This is a genomic window from Clostridium psychrophilum, from assembly GCF_018861705.1.
GTDB classification, from domain to species: Bacteria; Bacillota; Clostridia; order Clostridiales; family Clostridiaceae; genus Clostridium_AD; species Clostridium_AD psychrophilum.
The window spans coordinates 12,922-36,648 of the sequence record NZ_JAHLEC010000006.1; the positions used below are offsets into that span (position 1 = coordinate 12,922).

The 23,727-nt window shown below is 32.1% G+C and carries 15 protein-coding genes; 3 read left to right on the forward strand and 12 right to left on the reverse strand.

Translation table 11 applies throughout. The features are described 5' to 3' along the window. Positions 1-29: 29 nt before the first annotated feature. The 12 genes from galT to KPL38_RS02770 all read right to left on the reverse strand — a co-directional run bounded on the left by galT (position 30) and on the right by KPL38_RS02770 (position 15,777). On the reverse strand, positions 30-1,016 hold the full coding sequence (galT, locus tag KPL38_RS02715) for a galactose-1-phosphate uridylyltransferase (protein ID WP_216286652.1): 987 nt from the start codon (positions 1,014-1,016) through the stop codon (positions 30-32). 323 nt (positions 1,017-1,339) lie between these two features. Continuing rightward, positions 1,340-4,768 carry a pyruvate carboxylase gene (locus KPL38_RS02720; RefSeq protein ID WP_216286654.1) on the reverse strand — a complete coding sequence of 1,143 codons (3,429 nt, stop codon included), beginning with the start codon at positions 4,766-4,768 and terminating at the stop codon, positions 1,340-1,342. 210 nt (positions 4,769-4,978) lie between these two features. Further along, complete coding sequence (locus tag KPL38_RS02725) at positions 4,979-6,007, reverse strand: threonine aldolase family protein (RefSeq protein ID WP_216286662.1); 1,029 nt, start codon at positions 6,005-6,007, stop codon at positions 4,979-4,981. Between the two features lie 62 nt (positions 6,008-6,069). Further along, positions 6,070-7,770, reverse strand: coding sequence for an ABC-ATPase domain-containing protein (locus KPL38_RS02730; RefSeq protein WP_216286664.1), 1,701 nt, complete (start codon positions 7,768-7,770; stop codon positions 6,070-6,072). Between the two features lie 275 nt (positions 7,771-8,045). Beyond that, complete coding sequence (locus KPL38_RS02735; RefSeq protein ID WP_216286672.1) at positions 8,046-9,734, reverse strand: sulfate adenylyltransferase subunit 1; 1,689 nt, start codon at positions 9,732-9,734, stop codon at positions 8,046-8,048. A gap of 18 nt (positions 9,735-9,752) precedes the next feature. Then, entirely contained in the window at positions 9,753-10,553 is an 801-nt protein-coding gene (gene cysD / locus KPL38_RS02740) for a sulfate adenylyltransferase subunit CysD (protein ID WP_216286674.1), read from the reverse strand. 12 nt (positions 10,554-10,565) lie between these two features. Further along, on the reverse strand, positions 10,566-10,880 hold the full coding sequence (locus KPL38_RS02745) for a 4Fe-4S dicluster domain-containing protein (protein ID WP_216286676.1): 315 nt from the start codon (positions 10,878-10,880) through the stop codon (positions 10,566-10,568). Continuing rightward, complete coding sequence (locus KPL38_RS02750) at positions 10,870-12,549, reverse strand: adenylyl-sulfate reductase subunit alpha (RefSeq protein ID WP_216286678.1); 1,680 nt, start codon at positions 12,547-12,549, stop codon at positions 10,870-10,872. Before KPL38_RS02750 ends, KPL38_RS02745 begins: the two co-directional genes overlap by 11 nt. Before the next feature lie 9 nt (positions 12,550-12,558). Beyond that, positions 12,559-13,146 carry an adenylyl-sulfate kinase gene (gene cysC / locus KPL38_RS02755; protein ID WP_216286687.1) on the reverse strand — a complete coding sequence of 196 codons (588 nt, stop codon included), beginning with the start codon at positions 13,144-13,146 and terminating at the stop codon, positions 12,559-12,561. A gap of 27 nt (positions 13,147-13,173) precedes the next feature. After that, on the reverse strand, positions 13,174-13,950 hold the full coding sequence (locus KPL38_RS02760; RefSeq protein ID WP_216286689.1) for an ABC transporter permease: 777 nt from the start codon (positions 13,948-13,950) through the stop codon (positions 13,174-13,176). Next, complete coding sequence (locus tag KPL38_RS02765; protein WP_216286691.1) at positions 13,880-14,719, reverse strand: ABC transporter ATP-binding protein; 840 nt, start codon at positions 14,717-14,719, stop codon at positions 13,880-13,882. The genes KPL38_RS02760 and KPL38_RS02765 overlap by 71 nt, the downstream gene beginning before the upstream one ends. A 14-nt stretch (positions 14,720-14,733) precedes the next feature. Then, positions 14,734-15,777 carry an aliphatic sulfonate ABC transporter substrate-binding protein gene (locus tag KPL38_RS02770; RefSeq protein WP_246577786.1) on the reverse strand — a complete coding sequence of 348 codons (1,044 nt, stop codon included), beginning with the start codon at positions 15,775-15,777 and terminating at the stop codon, positions 14,734-14,736. 789 nt (positions 15,778-16,566) lie between these two features. Between KPL38_RS02770 and KPL38_RS02775 the strand changes: the two genes are divergently transcribed. From KPL38_RS02775 to KPL38_RS02785, 3 genes are all read left to right on the forward strand, one after another. Continuing rightward, entirely contained in the window at positions 16,567-17,283 is a 717-nt protein-coding gene (locus KPL38_RS02775; protein WP_216286693.1) for an SGNH/GDSL hydrolase family protein, read from the forward strand. Positions 17,284-17,676: 393 nt separating this feature from the next. Next, the gene (gene gltB, locus KPL38_RS02780) at positions 17,677-22,197 is read left to right on the forward strand and encodes a glutamate synthase large subunit (RefSeq protein WP_216286695.1); all 4,521 of its coding nucleotides are present in this window, start codon (positions 17,677-17,679) and stop codon (positions 22,195-22,197) included. An 86-nt stretch (positions 22,198-22,283) separates the two neighbouring features. Then, the gene (locus KPL38_RS02785) at positions 22,284-23,720 is read left to right on the forward strand and encodes a glutamate synthase subunit beta (protein WP_216286697.1); all 1,437 of its coding nucleotides are present in this window, start codon (positions 22,284-22,286) and stop codon (positions 23,718-23,720) included. The last annotated feature ends 7 nt before the right edge of the window (positions 23,721-23,727 follow it).

A 23,727-nucleotide genomic window follows, 5' to 3' on the forward strand; every position in this document is an offset into this window, starting at 1 on the left:
CAGCTTAAAAAGCTGTTAGTTTTGTTTATTTAAATTTGTTTAGTTAATTTATATTTCTCATATGCTGTTCTTAATTCGATTGCTGTTTCTTCAACTGCTGTAGGGTTACATGCAGCCCAGGCACCCATTTCAGATGAAGCATAGTATTTTATTTTCTCTTTAGATCTAAGTGGTGGATAAAATTCCACATGAAAGTGATAATAATCATCATAATTACCATATTCCTTGGAATTTACAGGTGCTTGATGTATACACATCATATAAGGAAACTTCTTATCAAATAAGCAATCAAATGTCCCAGAAACTTTCTTTAATATATCTGCAAAATTTTCTTTTTGACTCTCATTAAAGTCAGTCATTTTGCTTAAGTGTGTTTTGCTTACAATAAATATTCCATAAGGATAATCTGTAAAAAATGGCAAGTATGCTAAAAAGTCTTCATTTTCCATAATTATTCTTTTCTTAAATTCTATTTCTTCCTTATTCATTTTACATATTAAGCATTCATCATTTTCTTTGTAATATTCTCTACATGAATCCAGTTCAGTTTTTATTTTTAAGGGCATTTGTGAATATGCGTATATCTGCCCATGAGGATGAGGCATTGTTACTCCTACTTCTGCACCTCTATTTTCAAATTCAAATATATATTTTACTCTTTCATCTTTACTTAATTCAGTAAACCTCTCGCACCATAAATCTACAAGCTTTCTTACATGTGGTAATGGAAGTTCACTCAAAGTTTTTGTATGCTCTGGTGAATAAAGAATAACTTCACATTTTCCGTAAGCTTCTTTGATTTTATAAAATTCTGAACCAACATTATCAGGAACTGGTGGTTCTTTGGATAATGCTGGGAAATCGTTATCATATTCTTGTACATCGTATACATCTGGGACTTTACCAGATCCTGGGCAAAATGGACACCAATCCTTTGGCATTTGTGGTCTATTCTGTCTATTTGATGCAACCATTACCCAATCTTTTAATAGTGGATTCCATCTTAATTCTGCCATTTTAATCATCAACCTTCCTTTAGAAAACCTTTTCTATTTTTAAAATTTAATACGTACTTTTAGAAGTACGTTTATTTATCTTATAATATCTATATGAAACCATTTGTAATACTTTTAGAAAACCTTTTCTTTTATGATTCTATCTTAGCATAATTGTTTTAATATTACAATACTATTTTGTTTATATTTTTAATAATTAATAATTATCACATTAATTTCATTGAAAGCTTAAAGATTATTAAAAGTCAAAATAAAGTTAAAAAGATAGTAAAAACTCATTTAGAGTTTTTACTATCTTTTTAACTTTGTAATATAATAAAATTCTATTTTAAATTTACTAATAGTTCTCCGGCCTTTACCTGTTGTCCTTCTTTAACATTAATTGCCTCAACAACACCTGTAGCTGATGCAATTACTCTAGTTTCCATCTTCATAGCCTCAACAACCATTAATTGTTGATTTTCAATTACTTTATCTCCTTCTTCTACAAGAATGGATAAAACAGTTCCTGGTATTGGAGACCCAACTTCTAAGGGATTTGATGAATCCGCCATTTGTGACATTGTAAAATCTTGAACAGCTTTGTTATTTTGATCTTTAATTTTTATTTCACGTCTATTTCCATCGACTTCGAAAACAAGCACTTTATTACCTTCTAAATCCAATTTACTAATATGAAGCAATTTTATCATGTGTGTTTTTCCAGGAGCAACTTCAGCCTCACAAGTTTCACCCTCATTAATTCCATGAAAATAAACATCACTGCCAATTCTACTTAAATCACCATATTCCTGAATATATTTGATATAATTATCGAATACATCTGGGTATAATGAATAACTTAATATATCTTTTCTATCTGGCGTCATATTAAATTCTTCCTCTAAATGTTTCTTAATCTTTTCAAAATCTTCATCTGGAAGCAATTCACCTGGTCTACAAGTAATAGGCTTCTCACCCTTTAGAACTAATTTCTGAAGCTTTTCTGGAAATCCGCCCATTGGTTGACCCATCATCCCTTTAAAATATGATACAACTGAATCTGGGAAAGACATTTTAATTGCTTTCTCATATATATTATCTGGTGTAAGATCATTTTGGACCATAAATATAGCAAAATCCCCTACCATCTTAGACGACGGTGTTACTTTTACAATGTCCCCTACCATATCATTTACGACTTTGTACATTTCTTTAATTTCATTAAATTTATGTCCAAGTCCGAAACTCTCTACCTGAGGTTTAAGATTAGAATATTGACCTCCTGGTATTTCATATCTATATATTTCAGCAGATCCTGAATTTAAATCTGATTTGAATTGATCATAAACTGGTCTTACAGCATTCCAATAATCTGAAATGCCCTGAATTCCTCTAAGATCTATTCCAGTATCTCTATCAGTATTTTTAAGTGCTGCAACAACTGAATTCAAAGCTGGTTGACTAGTGAGGCCTGACATACTGTTAAATGCAGTATCTACAATATCCACTCCCGCTTGAGCCGCCATTAAAACTGTAGCAACCCCATTTCCCGTAGTATCATGAGTATGAAGATGAATAGGCATTCCTACCTCTTGCTTTAAAGCATTAACTAGTTTAAATGCAGCATGAGGCTTAAGTAGTGCCGACATATCTTTTATACCTAATATATGAGCTCCTGTTTTTTCAATTTCCTTTGCAAGCTTTATATAATAGTCCAAATTATATTTACTTTTTTTATCATTTAGTATGTCACCTGTATAACAAATACAAGCTTCTGCAACCTTACCGCTTTTTATAACTTCATCTATTGAAGTTTCCATTCCTTTAAGCCAATTTAGAGAATCAAATATTCTAAACACATCAACACCAGTATTTGCAGATTCTTTAATAAATTCACGAACTACATTGTCAGGATAATTTTTATAACCTACTGCATTCGCTCCACGTATAAGCATCTGAAAAAGCACATTAGGGATTTTCTTTCTAAGTTGTGTTAGTCTCTCCCAAGGAGATTCATTCAAATAACGATATGCTACATCAAAAGTAGCGCCTCCCCACATCTCAAGAGAAAACAAATTTGCTCCATAAACAGATGTTGCAGTTGCTATCTTTAACATATCCTTTGTTCTCATTCTAGTTGCCATTAAAGATTGTTGAGCATCTCTCATTGTTGTATCCGTTAAAAGTAGTTTATTTTGACCTTTAATCCACTTTAAAAGGCCTTCTGTACCCTGAAGATCTAATATTTGTTTTGTTCCGCTAAGTTTATTTGGCATTATAATTTTGGGAACCACTGGTACATCATAAAGTTTTTTAACACCATTTATTTCATTGACCATTTTTTCCCCAATGAATTTTAGTATTCTGTTTTCTTCATTGGCCTGCTTTGTAATAGAAATCAATTCAGGATTTTCTTCTATAAAATTAGTATTGCATTCACCCTTTAAAAAGGTAGGATGGTTCAGTACATTAATTAAAAAACCAATGTTAGTTTTTACTCCTGTAATTCTAGTTTCCTCTACAGCTCTTATAGACTTCTTTATAGCATCTTTAAAAGTTCTAGACCATGATATGTTTTTTACTAGTAGACTATCATAATATGGACTAATTATGGCTCCAGCAAAACCATTACCGCCATCTAGTCTTATTCCAAACCCAGAACCAGTTCTATATTCCTCTATTCTCCCTGTATCTGGAGCAAAATTATTAGAAGGATCTTCTGTTGTTATACGGCACTGAATAGAATACCCATTAACTTTAACATCCTCTTGAGAATTAATACCTATTTTCTCAGAATTTAATGCATAATCTTCTGCGATTAGTATTTGACTTTCAACTATATCAATGCCTGTAACCATTTCTGTAATAGTATGTTCAACTTGAATTCTAGGGTTCATTTCTATGAAATAATGATTTCCCTTAGCATCTACTAAAAACTCTAATGTTCCAGCACTTCTATAATTTACTGATTTAGCTATTTTTAATGCATCATTACAAATCTGATCCCTTTTTTCTTGTGATATTGAAAAAGCAGGTGTATATTCTATAACTTTTTGATGCCTTCTTTGAATAGAACAATCTCTCTCATGCAAATGAACGATGTTTCCAAACTTATCTCCTAGAACTTGTACCTCTATATGTTTAGATTTTTCAAGATATTTTTCTACATAAAGGTGATCGATACCAAATGCTTTTTTCGCTTCACTTTTAGCACTTATATAAGCGGATGATAATTCACTTGCTTCTCGCACAATTCTCATTCCTCGTCCACCACCACCTGCAACTGCCTTTAGCATAACAGGGTATCCACATTTTTCTGCAAGAATTTTTGCCTCATCTATTGTTTCAACTATCTTTTTATCTCCAGGTATAGTAGGAACTCCTACTGAATTTGCCACAATTTTGGATTTAATCTTGTCTCCAAGTTTATCCATCATCTCTGCAGTTGGCCCGATGAATTCAATCCCCGCTTTAGCGCATTTTATTGCAAATTCAGGATTTTCTGATAAGAATCCATAACCTGGATGAATGGCATCTACACCTTTTTTTAGTGCAATACTAATTATCTCCTCAATATTCAGATATGCCTCAACGGGTCCCTTATTTTTACCAATTAGGTAAGCTTCATCTGCCTTAGTTTTAAATAGCGAATATTTATCCTCATTGGAATAGATTGCAACCGTACGAATCCCAAGTTCATTACAAGCTCTAAAAACTCTTATTGCAATTTCTCCTCTGTTTGCTACTAATACTCTTTTAAATTTTTTCACTTTCATTACCCCCTGTTATAACCTTTAATTTCATATCTATGAATATAATCTCATATCTATGAATATAAATTCATTTTTTATTCATTAATCATTATTCATTAGAATACATGATTTTAAGCAAAAATGCAATTAAATAAAGACAATATTGCAATAATTTCATATTTTAATCTAATAATCGAAAAAAATAAAGCGGATTTCAATTTATTTAACTTATTTGCTATCTTCTCTAAGATCCTCAATAAACGTCTTTACATTATATTCCTTTGTAGCCCATGAAGTTACTAACCGTATAGCAGAATTTTCTTCATCAACTTTTTTCCATATAAAAAATGCATACTTTTCTTCGAGTTTATTTATTGTAACATTTGGAAATATTGGGAATATTTGATTTGTTGGTGAATCTATTAAGAATAAATACCCATATTTGCTTATCGATATTTTTAATAATTCTGCCATATCATTTGCATGTTTTGCTAAATCAAAATAAATATTGTCTTTAAATAGCTCTAAAAATTGTATACCAATTAGTCTTCCTTTTGCAAGTAATCCACCCTTTTGCTTAATGAAATATCTAAAATCTTCCTTAAGAAAATCACTGCAAATAACAAGAGCCTCCCCTAGTAATGCACCATTTTTAGTTCCACCTATATAAAAAGCATCAGCAAGGTTTGGTAAATCTGAGAACTTTATATCATTCTCTTTTGAGCATATTGCAGATCCGAGTCTTGCCCCCTCAATGTATAATATTATATTACTTTTCTTGCAAAATCCATATAAATCTTCTAGTTCTTGTTTTTTATATATGGTACCTATTTCTGTTGGATTTGAAATATAAACCATTTTAGGTTTTACCATGTGCTCATCATTATGCTCATCTATAGCCATTTGTATATGTTCAGGTTTTAGTTTTCCATCGGCTACTTTTATTGATATGATTTTGTGTCCTGTTGCCTCTATAGCCCCAGTTTCATGGACTAACACGTGTCCAGTATTGGCTGATATGACAGCCTCATGTGGTCTTAAAAAAGCTGAAATAGCTGTAAGGTTTGTTTGAGTTCCACCACAAAACATATGAATATCAACATCACTACGTTTTAATTTATCTTTTAATAACTTAATAGCGGCCATGCAATATTTGTCTTCGCCATACCCTTCTGTCTGTTCCATATTAGATTCAAATAAAGCTTTCAATATATTGGGGTGAGCCCCTTCACTGTAATCATTTTTAAAACTATACATAAGTTTGCTTCTCCTTTTGTTAACATTTACTTATTTGCATATCTAAATTAGGTTATGTTTTTTTACATTTTTAATTTTCTATATCTATTATATGCTGCCATTATTTCTTGCTTTCTAGGCATTGCTAAACTTCCACTTCCACCCTTTAATATATCCATACATATTAAGCCATTTTTTTCTATTTGACCAATTATATTATCTACCATGTTTTCAAAGTTTAATCCTTTATTCATAATACTTATTTCTGCCCATTTCATAATTAAGCCTATGGCATTTAATTGCTCACTATCAACTACTTGCTCAACTGCTCTTAAATCTATTTCTTCTCTATTAATAATAATAGTACTTAACCCCATTACCTTAATCTTGATACCTTTATCATTAGCTGCAATATTTCCAGTTCTCATCACTCTATTAAAACCTATATCTATTTTTAAATCTCTCTCATTAACTCTTTTTGTTATATTACCTAGGCTAAGTCTTTTAGCCTCTTTTGTAACATCTTTGACCTCATAATTATCCAACTGAATAACACAACCAGCAACATCAAAAAAGTCTCCTGAACTTCCTACTACAATTATTGTTGAAATCTGCTTTTGTTTATAAAGTGGTCCCACAATCTCAATAAAAGGTGTTATCGGTTCCTTTTCTTTAGACACTAATTTTTGCATTAGCTCATCTCTCATCATGAAGTTAGTAGCTGAAGTATCCTCATCTATTAAAAATACATTTGATCCGCTTTCTATTCCTTCAATAACACTCGCAGCTTGTGATGTACTTCCGCTTGCATTATGTGTGCAAAATTTTTTTGTATCTTTCCCATTGGGTAAGTTACTTATAAATAATGATATATCTGTATTTGTTATGCATCTGTTATCCTCTGCCCTTACTTTTAAAGCTGAACCCTCAGTTATAACAAACTCTCTGCCATCCCCTTCAATATGATTATAAACTCCAAGCTCTAAAGCTTTTAATAATGTAGATTTTCCATGGTATCCTCCTCCTACAATAAGAGTTATGCCTTTTTTAATGCCCATCCCACAAATTGTGCCATGACTCGCTGTTTCAAATTTTACTTCTAGTTCCTTTGGTGAAATAAATGTACTGCCATCTTTTAATGGTTTTGTGGATACACCACTCTCCCTAGGTAGCATTGATCCATTAGCAACAAATGCAATAAGTCCCCTACTTGAGAGTGACCTTCTTATACATTCCTGATCCTCAACAAGATTAACCCTATTGATTAATTTTTGTTGATTAATATTTTTATACATTAATGAATTTTCAACTATGTTTGGAATTATATTATATAAGATTTTTTCCAGTTCTCTTGATAAAACACTTCTTCCTCTTGCAGGAAATCCGACATAAAATCTCGCTTCTATTTTAGAATCATCTATAATTACTGAAGTTCTATTCAATATTTCTTGTGGACATTTGCTTATAGCTATTAATCCACTTTTGCCAGATCCATTCACCTTTTGAGAATATTTATGCATATTATAATAAAATTCTCTTGTTAAGAAATCTGCCGTTGCAACGTTTTTAATAACAGTATCAAATATTTTCTGTGGAAACTTAGCAATATTCTGATTTACTATTACTCTAATTCTTGATGGTGATGCAAAAGGGTCTCCTTGAACATGATCTATAGAGAGTATATAGTTTCCAAAATCATACTCTCCCGCTAATTCCTTATACATTCTGTAGCTTTTCCCATCAATTCTATCTAAATCTTTTTTTAACATTCCAGAATTCTTCATATATGTATTTCTCCCTTTATAGCTTTATAAAATAGTTTTTCCCTCCTATTATATAAAGAAGTTACCAAACCATGATTCCCTTGTTTAGTAACTTTATAATCTATTATGCATTTTTTAGTTATTTTAATATATCTTTTATTAATTATACACATCTTTAATTATTGTATCAACATTTGTGTAAAATTCATCGCATAATTATTTTGTTTGAAATCTACTTTAGTAAAATCAAAAAGAGAGTTTACACCCTCTCCCTAAGTTGATATTTCATCTAAAATTTATTCTATACTATCTGTGAATTTTATAGTTCTATATTTAGTAAAATCTAACCATTTATTCGCAAAATTCTCATTCATGACTTTTTTATACTCATTAATATATGATGATAAATCTTTTTGTGATGTTAGTTTAATTCCGAACCCTTTTTCATTAATGGTAGTTATACTCTCATATGAATAATTTTTTACAGCTATAACACCAATTAACTTACCATTTCTTATTTTAGCAACAAGACTAGAATTTAATGCTATTACATCAAAATCTTTTGTATATTCATAACTTTCTCCAAGGAAGGGCACATTATCTCCAACTTTATATTGGGTGGCCTTTATCAATTCCTTTTTAATTTCAAGAGCATTAATATCAAAATAATATTCATCAAAACAATTAATTGGAAGTTTAACTTCTTCGAAATTAAAACTGGTTTCTATTACTCCATCGGACTCCGCAACTCCAGCAATAATTCCTCCACCACTTACATCATAACCATCTACTATTACAAATCTACCCGTGTTTTGGTTATCTGCAAATTTATCAAAACATATTTTTTCCTTCACCCTAATAGTAACATCAGCTACATCATTAGTTTTTGCCTCAAGTGCATTTTTATAAGTTCCTAGAGTGCTTGCATCTATAACTTTATTAAATGATACAACTTCGCACTCAACTTCTTGAGTTACAAGTTTTATCTTGTATTTTTTGCCCTTTACTAAGCTATTTTTCCCCATCCAAAATATATTGGTATTAAAAAGGTCAGAAACAATAGGAGCATTCTTAATGTGTGAAATTATCTCTCCTCTTTTATTAAAAAACTCATCTTCAAATGTAATACCAACAGACATTCCTGCACTTACCTTATTTACCTTATCTTTTTCTACAAAAGCTTCTATACTCTTCACCTTTGTAGTTCTGTTAGATGGGGAAATAAGAATTTCATCACCAATCTTAAGGCTACCTGCTTCAATTCTTCCTGCAATTATTCTCCTATCGTCAAATTTATAAACATCTTGAATTGGAAATCTTAATGGCTTTGCTTCAAGTCCATCTTCCTGAGTAAATAAATCTAATGCTTCAAGAACGGTTTCTCCATTATACCAAGATAATTTTTCAGATTTTGTAGTTATATTTTCTCCATAAAATGCTGAGATTGGAATGTATCCTATAGGATGTACTTTTAAATTTTTCAGGAATTTATTCATCTCATTTTTTATAACATTAAACTTCTCCTGGCTGTAATCAATAAGATCCATTTTATTAACTAAAACGTACACCTGTTTAATTCCGAGTAATGATAGAATATAACCATGTCTTTTAGATTGTTCTTGAATTCCCTCTTTAGCGTCTATTATTAAAAGTGCGGCTTCAGCACTAGCTGCACCTGTAATCATGTTTTTAAGAAATTCTACATGTCCTGGTGCGTCTATAATTACATAATCTCTTTTATCAGTATGAAATTGAAGTGAAGTTGTATCTATTGTTATTCCTTGCTTTTGTTCTTCTTCGAAAGCATCTAATAGATACGCATACTCAAAAGGTTTACCCGTTTCTTTAGCAATTCTTTTAACTTTATCAATTGCACCCTCTGGCAATGATTTTGTATCATACAATAATCTTCCAATTACTGTAGACTTACCGTGATCTACATGTCCAACTGCAACTATTCTTAATTGTTCTCTTGTTTTTCCCATTAGTAATAAACCCCTCCCTTACATGTATCCATCTTTACGAAGTTTTTGCATAGCATAAGCATCCTCTTGATCTTGAGCCCTGCCTGCTCTTTCTCCTGTTGTAGTAACCTTTAGCTCTTCAATTATCTGATCAATTGTTGTTGCATTAGACTTTATCTTGCCTGTACACTCAGCACATCCAAGGCTTCTATATCTCTCACCGTTTTTTGCAAAATACAAATCTATAAGCGGTATTTTTTCTCTCTGTATATATGACCATATATCAATTTCATTCCAATGAAGTATTGGATGAACCCTAATATGATTTCCTTTTGGAAAATCAGTTTTAAATTGGTCCCAAAGTTCTGGAGCTTGATTAGTGTAGTCCCATTCGGACTCCTTATTTCTTTCACTAAATATTCGCTCCTTTGACCTGGAACCTTCCTCATCACTTCTAATTCCTAGAATTAATCCATCAAATTCATAATTTGTGACTACCTGTTGCAGTGCATCTGTTTTTAATGCCTTGCAACAAACAAGTCTTCCTTTATCCGGCCCCATACCTGCGTCTATAGCTTCCTGGTTTGTGTGTACTATAAGATCAATATTAAACTCTTTAGCAATTTTATCTCTATATTCAATCATCGCAGGTATTTTATGTTTTGTATCTACGTGGATAAAAGGGAAAGGAGAATGTCCGAAAAATGCCTTCTTAGATAACCATAATAATACTGTTGAATCCTTTCCAATTGACCATAACATTCCAAGTTTACCTAACTTCTTATAAGATTCTCTTAATATGAAAATACTTTCTGCTTCTAATGTATCTAAATGATCCATAATTTAACCTCCCTAATATTTATTAGCCTCTGCTACATTTGTTGTAATAATTATCTCTTCATTATTTGGTTTAAAAATGTGCCAATGAAGAAGATTTTTATCTTTTTTGGTGTTTAAATAAGTTCCTTTGCCTCCAATATCAACGCCCAGATAATAATTTATGGCGGCTACAGGACATTCTTTAAGACAAGCAGTACAACCCCAACACTCCTCGGGATATTTTATAAAAGCTTTTGAGTCATCATTTTTAAATATAAGATTTCCTGGGCAAACCTCTAAGCATTTGCCACACCCCACGCATTTAAGTCCATCTATTTTAATGCTCATAAACTTCATCTCGCTTTACTAAGTTTCTAAAGACAACTTGAACCTTCCCATCTTTGTAAATTGTATTGACATATTTAAGCAAGTTTTCATCTTTTTCTTTGTAATCTGCATTCTCCCCATAACATTTCCAGCGGGTTTCTTTCCTTGTTAGAAGATGAACTATTAACACTTTGCAAACATACAATCTATCAATAACTTCGTATATCTGAAGTAGTTCTCTCATGCTTTTAGCCCTTAATTTATTTGAAATTACTAAAAGCTCCTCTATTTTTTTACTAGCAATTTTTAACCTTGTAGTGTTGTAAACATAATTTTTAGATATACCACCTGCATACTCGTCCATTACCTTTTGCATAGCCTCTTCAACGTTATTTATACAAAATGCACTTTTCTCATCTTTTAGAAAAGTTTCTAGTACTTTTTCTTTAGAACTTATTTCTTCTTGTCCTATATACTTATTTTCCTTATTCTTTATAAATTTGGTTGCAGCATCTGCTGCAATTTCGCCTTCTACAAAACAACCAGTTACATATTTTTTAGGACTTCCTCCAGCCACATCTCCAGCTGCATATAAACCTGGGATGGTTGTAGCTCTTTTAATGTCCACCCAATAACCACTAGCTGCATGTCCGCCAACTATATAAGGTTCAGTACCTTCAATCTCTAAGTTTTGCGTGCTAGGGCCAAATCCATCTTCGATCCATTTTAAGGTCTGTGCAGGTGCCATATTAAGATATGCCTTATAAAGTTCTTCCTCTACTTCTTTAGATACACCTTCAGTTTTTAAGAAACATGGACCTAGCCCCTTCTTATTTTCCTCGACAGTAGCATAAAGGCGTGTTATGGTTAAAGGCTTTCCATATTTTTTTACATACTCATTACCATCCCCATTAACTTGCTTAGCACCAATGCCTTGAGCCACAGTTCCTGTAGGCGCTATCGTATCCTTACATCTTAGCGCAATGAATCTCATTTCAAAAGAAGTCATTTCAGCTCCTGCTCTTATACCCATCGCATAACCAGCTCCAGTATTAAATGGTGAATACCACATCTTATGTCTAGAAAAGCCAGGATTATTAGGTTTATAAAGACCTGATGCTCCACCAGTTGTGCAAATAACAGCTTTCGCATATATTACATAGAACCGATTTTCTTGTACACCAAATCCATAAGCTCCAATAACTATGTTATCTTTGATAATGTAATCTATAATATTAACCTTATTTAATACCTTTATATTTTCTTTTGAATTAACCTCATTTGCAAGAAGAGGTTTTATGTTTTCTCCATTGATTTTAATACTTCTTTTTTCACGAGTAACATATCCTCCCTGTGAATCCTTTAATATAGTTAATCCAATACTCTCTATGTGCTTCGTAACCTTATTTAAATTTTTAGCTATAGAGTATACAAGATCTTCTCTTATAATTCCCTCTGCTTCCTTTTTAACATAGTCTACAAAATTTTCTGGAGTGTATCCTTTATTAATGTAGGCATTAATTGCATTAACACCAGCAGCTAAGCATCCACTTCTTTTTATATTAGCTTTATCCACTACTATAATGTTTGTATCATCGTTCTCACTTAAGGTTAATGCAGCATAACATCCAGCAGTACCTCCACCAACAACTAATATATCGGTTTTAAATATTTTTGTTTCTAGCTTCATTGTAATCTCCTAACAAAGACATTTTATATAATGTAATATTTTGTCTACACATTCATCTATTGATTGGCTGTCTGTCTTTATTACTATTTCTGTGTTTTCAGGTTTTTCATAAGGTGAAGATATACCTGTAAATTCTTTAATCTCTCCGATTCTTGCCTTTTTATATAAATCTTTTGGATCTCTTTTCTCGCATTCCTCAAGTGAACAATCTACAAAAACTTCAATAAAGTCATTTCCAATAATTTTTCTAACCATATCACGATTTACTTTTAGTGGAGATATGAAACATGCTATAGTTATAAGACCAGAATTCACAAACAATTTGCCTATTTCACCAATACGCCTAATATTTTCATTCCGATCTTGCATCGAAAATCCAAGATCGGTATTTATACCTAGGCGAATATTATCTCCGTCTAATAAATATGTTGCATATCCACTCTCATTTAGTCTTATATCTAAAGCATTTGCAACTGTTGACTTACCAGAACCCGATAGCCCAGTAAACCATAGCAACTTAGATTTTTGCTTAAGCAACTTTTCTCTATCATCCCTAGTAACAGCTGCATCATGCCATGTAAGATTTTCAATACTCATATGCCTTAACCCCCATTAAATTAAAAACTATACCCTGTCAAGACCCCATTTATGTCTCATATTTTTCTCAAGTCTTGAAAAAACAAGTTTGTCGACAAATAACCCAAGAACTATTATAACTAGCATTACTGATACAACTTGACTAATATCTGCTAAATCTCTTCCCACCATGAGGACTTGACCAAGCCCCGTTGTAGCAGAAAGCATCTCTCCTGCCATTAAAGCTCTCCATGCAAATGACCAACCCTGCTTTAATCCACTTACTATATCAGGTAGCGCAGCTGGTAAAATTACTTGAGTATACACTTTTTGGCCCTTAGCACCCATTGTTTTTGCCGCCCTTATATATAATGGATTAACATTCTTTATCGCATATTTAACCGATATAGCAACTGCAAATGTTGAACCAATTGCAATTACAAATATAATAGAACTCTCACTTAATCCAAACCATAATATCGCAAAAGGTAACCAACAAATGCTAGGTAATGTCTGAAGTCCTAAAATTAATGGTCCTAAATTTTCATCCAAATACTTGAATTTAGCAATTGTAAGTCCTAAAGTAACTCCTATAACTACTGAAATAAAATATCCCACTATAATTCTCTTTAAACTTGCAACAGTAGCTATACCTATAGTATTATTTTTTATTAGGACTATCAAAGTCCCAAAAACATCAAAAGGTGATGGTAAAATGTACGGTTTCCAAATTTTCAAAGTATCAACACCTAGTTTATAAATCCCCTCCCATATCAGTATCAGAAGAATATAGAACAGAATTCTCTTCAATATTCCAATCACCATCGTATTCTGCTTTAGCAACCTTCTCCACCTCCTCTTTTAGTGCTTTCATTATCTTAGAAGTATAATACGCAATATCTGAACTTTCCATTTGTCTCGGCCTTGCAAGTTCAATAATAAACTCCTGCTTTATTCTACCTGGATTAGCTGCCATGACTACAACTCTATTTGCTAAATAAACTGCTTCTTCTGCATTATGAGTTATAAAAACAATAGTTTTCTTTGTATTTACCCATATACGTTCAAGCTCTTGTTGTAACATCATTTTAGTTTGACTGTCTAGTGCTGCAAAAGGCTCATCCATTAAAAGTATTTCAGAATCAAGAGATAGAGCCCGAGCAAGTGCCACCCTTTGCTTCATGCCACCTGACAACTCATACACATATGAATTCTGAAATTTTGATAGATGTACCATTTTCAAATAATATATTGCCTTTTTATATCTAACTTCCTTTGGCATACCCGCCATCTTCATACCAAATTCCACATTGTCTATCACCTTAAGCCAAGGGAATAACGCAGCTTCTTGAAACATTACCGTTCTATCCGGTCCTGGTCCAGTTATTTCATTTCCATTAAGTATAACAACACCTTTAGTAGCCTTTTCAAGTCCTGCTAAAATATTTAGTAGAGTAGATTTTCCACAACCTGAAGGTCCTAATATACATACAAAGTCACCATTCTTTATCTCCAGATTAAAATTTTCAAGTGTGTTTGTCTTTTTATATTTTGAAATAAAGTCCTTACTAACATCCTTAACTATAAGACTCAAATTTATCACCTCAATTATTTGATTTGATCCTGCCCTTTTTCTTTTAATACTTGGTTTAATATACTAAGATTAAATAAAGCTTTTGTATCTGGTCTCAAATTTAAGAAACCTTCTTTAAGTGAGAAATTAACGAAATCAAAAACTGAGTCTTTCTCTGGATTATTTGTAATTGTTAATCTATTAAAAGCATCATTTAAAACATCCTTTTCTATTCCTTTTTTTGTTAATCCAATGATTTGTTTATTAACTATTTCTTTAGCCTTTTCTGGATTTTTGTTAATATAACTAGTAACATCTACATGAGCTTTTATAAATTTTTCAACAATTAATGGATGCTGCTTTAAAAATTCAGTTCTAACAACTACTACGGCTGTAGTATACTTTCCTCCCTTAAATAAATCTTTATAATCTAAAATAATATTTATTTTTGCCTCTTTTATAGATCTCGAACCCCAAGGTTCTGGCACTAATGCTGCATCTATGTCCCCCTTTTGTAGCAATGTTAAAATATCTGCATTAGATGCTTGCCTAACTTCAACGGTGCCACCCTTTGTTTTATCTTTAAGTCCATTTTGAGACATTAAATGCCTAAGTGTTAAATCTTGAGTATTTCCAAACTGTGGCACTGCCACTTTTTTCCCACTTAACTCCTTTAAATTTTTAATAACTAATCCTTTTCTAGATACAAATATTGCTCCTGCATCAGTTGCCCCTGCTATGATTTGAATATCCCCTTTAGATTTTGCATATCCATTGATAGCTGGTCCAGGTCCAATATATGCAATATCAATAGCTTTTGCAAAAAGTGCTTCTACTTCTGCTGGCCCTGCATTAAATAATTTCCAAACAACTTTATTTTTTTTGCCCATTGCATTCTGAAAACTGCCAAGCTCTCGTCCTACAAGTGCTTGAGAATGAGTTATATTTGGAAAATATCCAACTCTAACATTAACATTAGGATCTTCTGTTTTTTTTGAAGAACATCCTACTAACCCAACCAGTAATAAAACGCCTGCCAAGATTACCATTGAAAATTTAAACCCCTTTGAATTTTTCAATTTAAACCCCCTGTTTAAAACTATTTTTATTTAAATATTCAATAAACTAATCAATTACAATCAACTATTATTTTTTCTAAATATCTTTAATTACTGAAACTGTAACTACAGATAAACTTTGGTTTTTAGTAATTGATTCATTTTTTGAAGCTAGTTAAAGATTCTTTTTTAATTTTCACTTAAGTTCTTAAATATATTAATGTTGTTATTCACAACAATTCCTTCCAATATAATAATATTTCAATGATTATATTTCTTAAGCTTTTACCATTTTATCAAAAGTATTTATTGTATACTCCTTACAATTAAAATAAAGTTATGTCAGATACATAATACATTTAATGAATTTACCTAAAGTGTATTCATACCTTTCCTATAGGTTAGGTGTATATTATCATTAGTTTAATCGATTGTCAACACAACCTTTAATATTTGTTGTGATTAATCTTTAAACTTTTTAGTATATAATGGCAACCTATTTTACATATAAACACAAATGATAGATAAATCATATGCATACTTCTGCCTGTATAAACACAACCTACAATAAATACATAATAATTGTAGGTTATAAAGGAATTATGAAGAATGAAAATATAAGACTATAGTAATGTTAATACATTATTTTGTATTCATATAATGTAATTAAAATATATATTGTGTTATTACCTAGTTTTCATAACTATGTATTGCAATGTTTATATTTGTATGATACAATATTGTTATAAAATAAATTAATTGAACTAATTAATTTAGGTATTAAATAGTTTAGTTTTATGGAGGTATATTATGGAAGTAAAAGATAGCTACGTTATTGTAGCATATGGTGATTCTATTACAAAAGGTGTTATTTATGATGATAAAAAATCTAGATATGCAAATTTAAAAGAAAACTTTACAAGTATCATAGAAAATAAAATAAAAGGACCTGTTTACAATGCTGGTAAATTTGGTAATACCATTATGAGAGGTGCACGCAAAATGTACAATGATGTTATTAAAAAATCTCCAGATATGGTGCTAGTTGAATTTGGTGGTAATGACTGTGATTATAAATGGGACGAAATTGCTAAAAATCCTAACATGGAATACAAACCAAATACAGATATAATTACTTTTCGTGAAACACTACTATCTATGATAGACACATTAAAAACTAACCACATACTCCCTGTGCTTATGACCCTTCCACCACTCGATCCTTTGAAATATTTTAAATGGATTGCAAAAGAAGATTCATTTGCAGAAAAAAACATACTACATTGGTTAGGTACAAAGGACAGACTCTTTACCTGGCACAATTCATATAGTAAGATGATTACACAAGTTGCTAATGAAACCAGCACCGTACTAATTGATGTACGCTCAGAGTTTCTAAAATACAGCGATTACAGTAAGTTTTTATGCAAAGATGGTATCCATCCAAATACAGAAGGCCAATCGTTAATTGCTACTGTTATATTAAATTTCATGAAAGAAAACTATAACTTTATATTACAGAATTAATAAAGCAAATAGAATATGAGTTTTTTTATTAAAAGTTAGAGTAAATAATCGCCACAAAAACTAACAGCAGAAACTGAAAATAAAATTTCAATTTCTGCTGTTTTTATATTATAATATAGTAGTCATGTTTATCAAAAACATTTATAATTTTAAAATTTCACAGATTCCTTATCTTAAACTTTTCACAACATATATATTTTTCGCTTTAATGATCGTTCATACTTTAAATTCCATTTTTTTCTTAGATTAGGTTAAGTCCACAAACTTGGTAATTCTCTAAGTAAAAATTTTTAATTTGTTAAATTTGAATCATGCAGAAATCAAACTTGCATATTTACAAAATCGTGGTACAATTTAAATAATTCGTTTATATAATTAAAAGGGGGTAATATTGTGAAAAATAGCATTGGTTATCCTAAAAAGCAGGGATTATACGATCCTGCTCAAGAAAAAGATAATTGTGGTGTTGGCTTTGTAGTAAATATCAGAGGTGAAAAAACCAACGGCATTATAAAAAAAGGGCTAAAAGTTCTTGTGAATTTAACCCATAGAGGTGCAGTAGGTGCAGATCCTAAAACTGGAGATGGCGCAGGCATTCTTGTACAAATCCCTGATGAATTTTTTAGAATTAGTTGTGATAATTTAGGGCTCGAATTACCTAGGGCTGGAAAATATGCTGTAGGAATGATCTTTTTACCAAAAGAACCTGCATTAAGGTTTCAATGTGAAGGAATACTTGAAAGAATTGCAGAAGAAGAAGGACAAAAGGTACTAGGTTGGAGATCCGTTCCAATAGATAATAGAAATATTGGTGACACCGCAAAAGGAACAGAGCCAATAGTAAGACAGATTTTTATAGGATCAAATTTTAAAGACAGTTCGCTTACAAAAGAAGAACTCCAAGAAAGATTTGAAAGACGCCTTTACATTATAAGAAAAAGAGCAGAAAAAGAAGTTGTAAAATTAGTTGATAGAAACACCGAATATTTCTATATCTGTAGTCTTTCTAGCAGAACCGTTGTTTACAAGGGACTTTTACTAGCTTCCCAAATAAAAGGCTTTTACATTGATCTGCAGGACATAAATTTTAAAAGTGCTTTATGCCTTGTTCATCAAAGATATAGTACAAACACCTTCCCTACTTGGGATTTAGCTCAACCTTTTAGATACTTAGCTCATAATGGTGAAATAAATACAATCAGAGGAAATAGGAATTGGATGAACGCTCGAGAAGGAGTTATGAAATCTAAAGTATATGGAGAAAATTTAAAGAAATTATTTCCTATAATTAGCCCTAATGGTAGTGATTCAGCTTCCCTTGATAATATGTTAGAACTTTTAAAGATGGACGGAAGGTCTCTTCCTCATAGCATGATGATGTTAATTCCTGAAGTTTGGACTGCAAATGACGATATGGAAGATTATAAGAAATCTTTTTATGAGTATCATGGATCTCTCATCGAGCCTTGGGATGGACCTGCAGTTGTTGCATTTACAGATGGTATTAGAATTGGTGCAACATTAGATAGAAATGGGCTTAGGCCTGCAAGATATGTAATAACAAAAGATGGTTTTGTTGTCCTAGCGTCAGAAGCTGGAGTACTTAGTTTTAACCCAGCAGATATCAAAAAGAAAGGTAAACTTCAACCAGGAAAGATGTTTTTAATTGATACAAATGAAGGTAGAATAATTAGAGATGATGAAGTAAAGAAAACTGTTTGTACAAACAAACCTTATGGTGAAATGATTCTAAAGAATAAACTTTATTTGGAAGATTTTGATGCTGTGATTGATGAAGGTAATATAGATAAAGAGATACTAAAGGAAAAACAACAAGCCTTTGGGTATACACTTGAGGACTTAAAAAATATTTTAGCCCCTATGGCTAAAGACGGAAAAGAACCTATTGGTTCTATGGGAAACGATACTCCACTTGCCGTTTTATCAAATAAGCCACAACTTTTATTTGCTTATTTTAAACAACTTTTTGCTCAGGTTACTAATCCTCCAATAGATTCAATTAGAGAAAAGATGGTAATGTCTTTAATGAACTATATGGGATCACAAGATAATGTTTTAAATCAAGATATTAATGATAGTCCATTTATAGAAATATCTAGACCAATACTTTCTAATTTAGAAATAGCAAAAATCAAGAATTTAAAAGATAATGCTTTTAAAACTACAACAATTCCTATTACTTTTAAGGCCGATACAGGAATTGAGGGTTTTAAGGAAGCACTTGATAAAGTATGTGAAAGAACATCTGCAAGAATTAAAGAAGGATACAATATTATTGTCCTTAGCGATAAGTTAGTAGATTCATATGATGCTCCAATACCAAGTCTTCTTGCTTTATCTGCTGTTCAGCAACACTTAAATCGTGAGAAGACAAGAACTTCTATCTCTCTTATTGTTGAAACAGGAGAAGCAAGGGAGACCATGCATTTTGCCTTATTAATTGGATATGGTGCAACTGGTGTTAACCCTTATCTTGCTTTACAATCAATTGACAATATTGTCAACGAGGGTGATTTAGAAAATACTTCCATACAAAAAGCACATGAAAACTATATAAATGCACTATCACAAGGGCTTTTGAAAATATTATCAAAAATGGGTATTTCAACTATTCAGAGCTATCATGGAGCACAAATCTTTGATGCAGTTGGACTTAGCTCAGAGTTACTTGAAAAGCACTTTGGAGGAACACCTTCTAGAATTGGTGGCATTGGTATAGAAACCATAGCTAAAGAAGTATTAATTAGACATAAAAACGCTTTCAATAAGTTAAGAAAGCCTATCGCTGAGCTTGACGTAGGCGGAATATATTCTTGGAGAAAAGAGGGTGAGTACCATTTATTTAACCCTGATACCATTTTTAAACTTCAAGTAGCAGCAAAAACAAATGATTACAAGCTATACAAAGAATATTCAAAAATTATAAATGATCAAGATAAACATTTATGTACAATTAGAGGATTATTTGATCTTAATTATGAAAATTCAATTCCAATAGAGCAAGTTGAACCAATTAGCGAAATTGTAAAAAGATTCTGTTCAGGTGCAATGTCATTTGGATCTATCAGCAAGGAAGCTCATGAAACTATAGCTATAGCTATGAATAGACTTGGTGGAAAGAGTAACACTGGTGAAGGCGGTGAAGATGCTTCACGATTCAAAGTTGATGAAAATGGTGATTTAAGAAGAAGTGCAATTAAACAAATAGCATCTGGTAGATTTGGTGTAACTGCTGAATATCTTGTAAATGCAGATGAAATACAAATAAAAATAGCTCAAGGAGCAAAACCCGGTGAAGGTGGACAGCTACCAGGCAAAAAAGTTGATGCCAATATAGCAAGACTTAGGCACTCAACTCCTGGAATTAGTTTAATATCTCCACCTCCTCATCATGATATATACTCTATAGAGGATTTAGCTCAACTTATTCATGATTTAAAAAGTGTAAATCCACAAGCACGAATAAGTACTAAATTAGTTTCAGAATTAGGTGTTGGAACAATTGCTGCTGGTGTTGTTAAAGCGCATTCAGATGCTATTGTAATAAGTGGTCATGATGGAGGCACAGGAGCTTCCCCACTATCGTCTATTAAACATGCAGGACTTCCTTGGGAAATAGGACTTGCTGAAACCCAACAGGTATTGCTTTTAAATAATTTAAGAAGTAGAGTAACAATTCAAACTGATGGTCAACTTAAGACAGGTCGTGATGTTGTAATAGCAGCACTTCTTGGAGCAGAAGAATTTGGATTTGCAACTACTGCTCTTGTCGTCCTTGGATGTACAATGCTAAGAAATTGCCATCTTAATACTTGTGACATGGGTATTGCAACTCAAGATCCAGAACTTCGTAAAAATTTTAAAGGGAAACCTGAATATGTAGTTAACTTCTTTACTTTTATTGCTCGTGAAATAAGAGAAGAGATGGCCAAACTTGGTTTTAAAACTATGAATCAAATGATAGGTAGAGTAGATAAAATCAGTCAGAAAAAAGCTATAGACCATTGGAAAGCAAAAGATTTAGACTTAACAAACATTTTATATAAACCTGATATGCCAAAAAGGATTAAAAGGTACTGCGTAATATCGCAAGATCATGGCCTAGGTAATTCTTTAGACTTCAAGCTTATTGAAATGGCAAAAACGTCTTTAGAGGACGGAATGAAAAGTACAGCTAATTTAGAAATTGAAAATGTTAATCGTTCTGTTGGTGCAATGCTTAGTGGACGAATTGCTATGAAATATGGTGCTGCTGGACTACCTGATAATACAATAACATTCAACTTTGTAGGAGCTGCCGGTCAAAGTTTTGGAGCTTTTGGCGCTAATGGTTTGACATTAAAATTAGTCGGAGATGCAAATGACTATGTTGGTAAAGGATTATCCGGTGCTAAAATAATTGTAAAGACACCAGAAAATTGTACATTTAAACAAGATGAAAACTTTATTGCTGGTAATACAATTTTATACGGTGCAACCTCTGGTAAATTATTCATAAATGGACTAGTAGGAGAAAGATTTGCCGTAAGAAATTCAGGAGCACAGGCTGTAGTTGAAGGCATTGGAGACCACGGTTGTGAATATATGACTGGTGGAATCGTAGTTGTTTTAGGAAGAACAGGTAGAAACTTTGGAGCTGGAATGAGTGGCGGTATAGCGTACGTTTTAGATGAAGATGAAACGCTAAAATCAAGATGTAATATGGAAATGATTGAAGTAGAATCTATAGATTCAGAATCAGATTTATTACAACTCTACTCAATAATAAAGGAACATTTCGACGCTACTAACAGCAACAAAGCAAACGAAATTCTAAATAACTGGGATGAATATAAGCTTAAATTTAAGAAAGTAATACCAACTGCTTATAAAGCAATATTAGAAGGTAAATAGAAGATATAGGACAGTTCTCTCTTTCAGCTCAGTAGGAGATGCTTTAATAGGACAGTTCTCGGTTTTCAATTTTGGAGGTGTTAAATTTGGGAAAATTGCAAGGTTTCAAAGAATTTAAAAGAGAAACTGCAAAAAAACGCCCTGTAACAGATAGAATTAAAGACTCTAAAGAATTATTTATAAAATTTCCTGTAGAAAAATTGCGTCAACAAGGTGCAAGATGCATGGAATGTGGGGTTCCCTTTTGTAACTGGGGTTGCCCTTTAGGAAATTTAATTCCAGATTGGAATGACATGGTTTATAAACAAAAATGGCAGAAAGCATATAACAGATTAACGCTTACAAATAACTTTCCAGAATTTACTGGTAGAATTTGCCCTGCACCCTGTGAAGGCTCATGTACATTAGGCGTTAATAGAGATCCAATTGCAATAAAAGAAATAGAACTTAATATTATAGAAAAAGCCTTTGAAGAGGGATGGACAAAACCACAAGAACCTAGAGTAAGAACTGGTAAAAAAGTTGCTGTAGTTGGATCAGGTCCATCTGGTCTTGCGACTGCTGCTGAACTTAATTCTGTTGGACATGATGTGACTGTTTTTGAGAGGGACGATGAAATAGGCGGACTTCTAAGATACGGTATCCCCGATTTTAAATTAGATAAAAACATAGTTGAGAGAAGAGTTAACTTCATGATTGACGAAGGAGTTACCTTTAAAACTAATGTAAATGTTGGAGTTGATTATAGCACTGAAGATCTTTTATCTGAATTTGATGCTGTAGCTTTAACTGGTGGTAGTACAATCCCTCGTGATTTAAAAGTTGAGGGAAGAGAATTAAAAGGTATACATTTTGCTATGGATTATTTAAAGCAACAAAACAGAAGAATTTCAAACAAAGAAATAGAAACTGACGAAATAAATGCAAAAGGGAAAGTAGTACTAGTCCTAGGTGGAGGAGATACAGGTTCTGATTGTATTGGAACTGCAATAAGGCAAGGAGCTAAAAGCGTTTATCAGTATGAAATTATGCCAAAACCTCCTGTAGAGAGAGATGATACGATGCCATGGCCATCTTACCCTAGAACGCTAAAAACTACTACTTCTCATGAAGAAGGATGTAATCGTGATTGGAATGTTACTACAAAAAAATTCACTGGCGACAATGGTAATGTTAATACATTACACGCATCAAAAGTTGAATGGACTAGTAATAACAAAGGCATGAAACAAATGAATGAAATACCAGGATCAGAATTTGAACTAAAAGTTGATTTAGTTATTTTAGCAATGGGATTTTTGCATCCACAACACGAAGGACTTCTTACAAATTTAGGAGTAGAATTCGATAAACGTGGAAATGTTGTTGTAGATGACAATTCTATGACTAACTTGCAAGGTGTTTTTGCTGCTGGAGATATGAAGAGAGGGCAATCATTAGTTGTTTGGGCTATATATGAAGGTCGTTTGGTTACTAAAAATATAGACAAATACTTAATGGGAGAAACCTCATTAAGGGGATAATTTAATA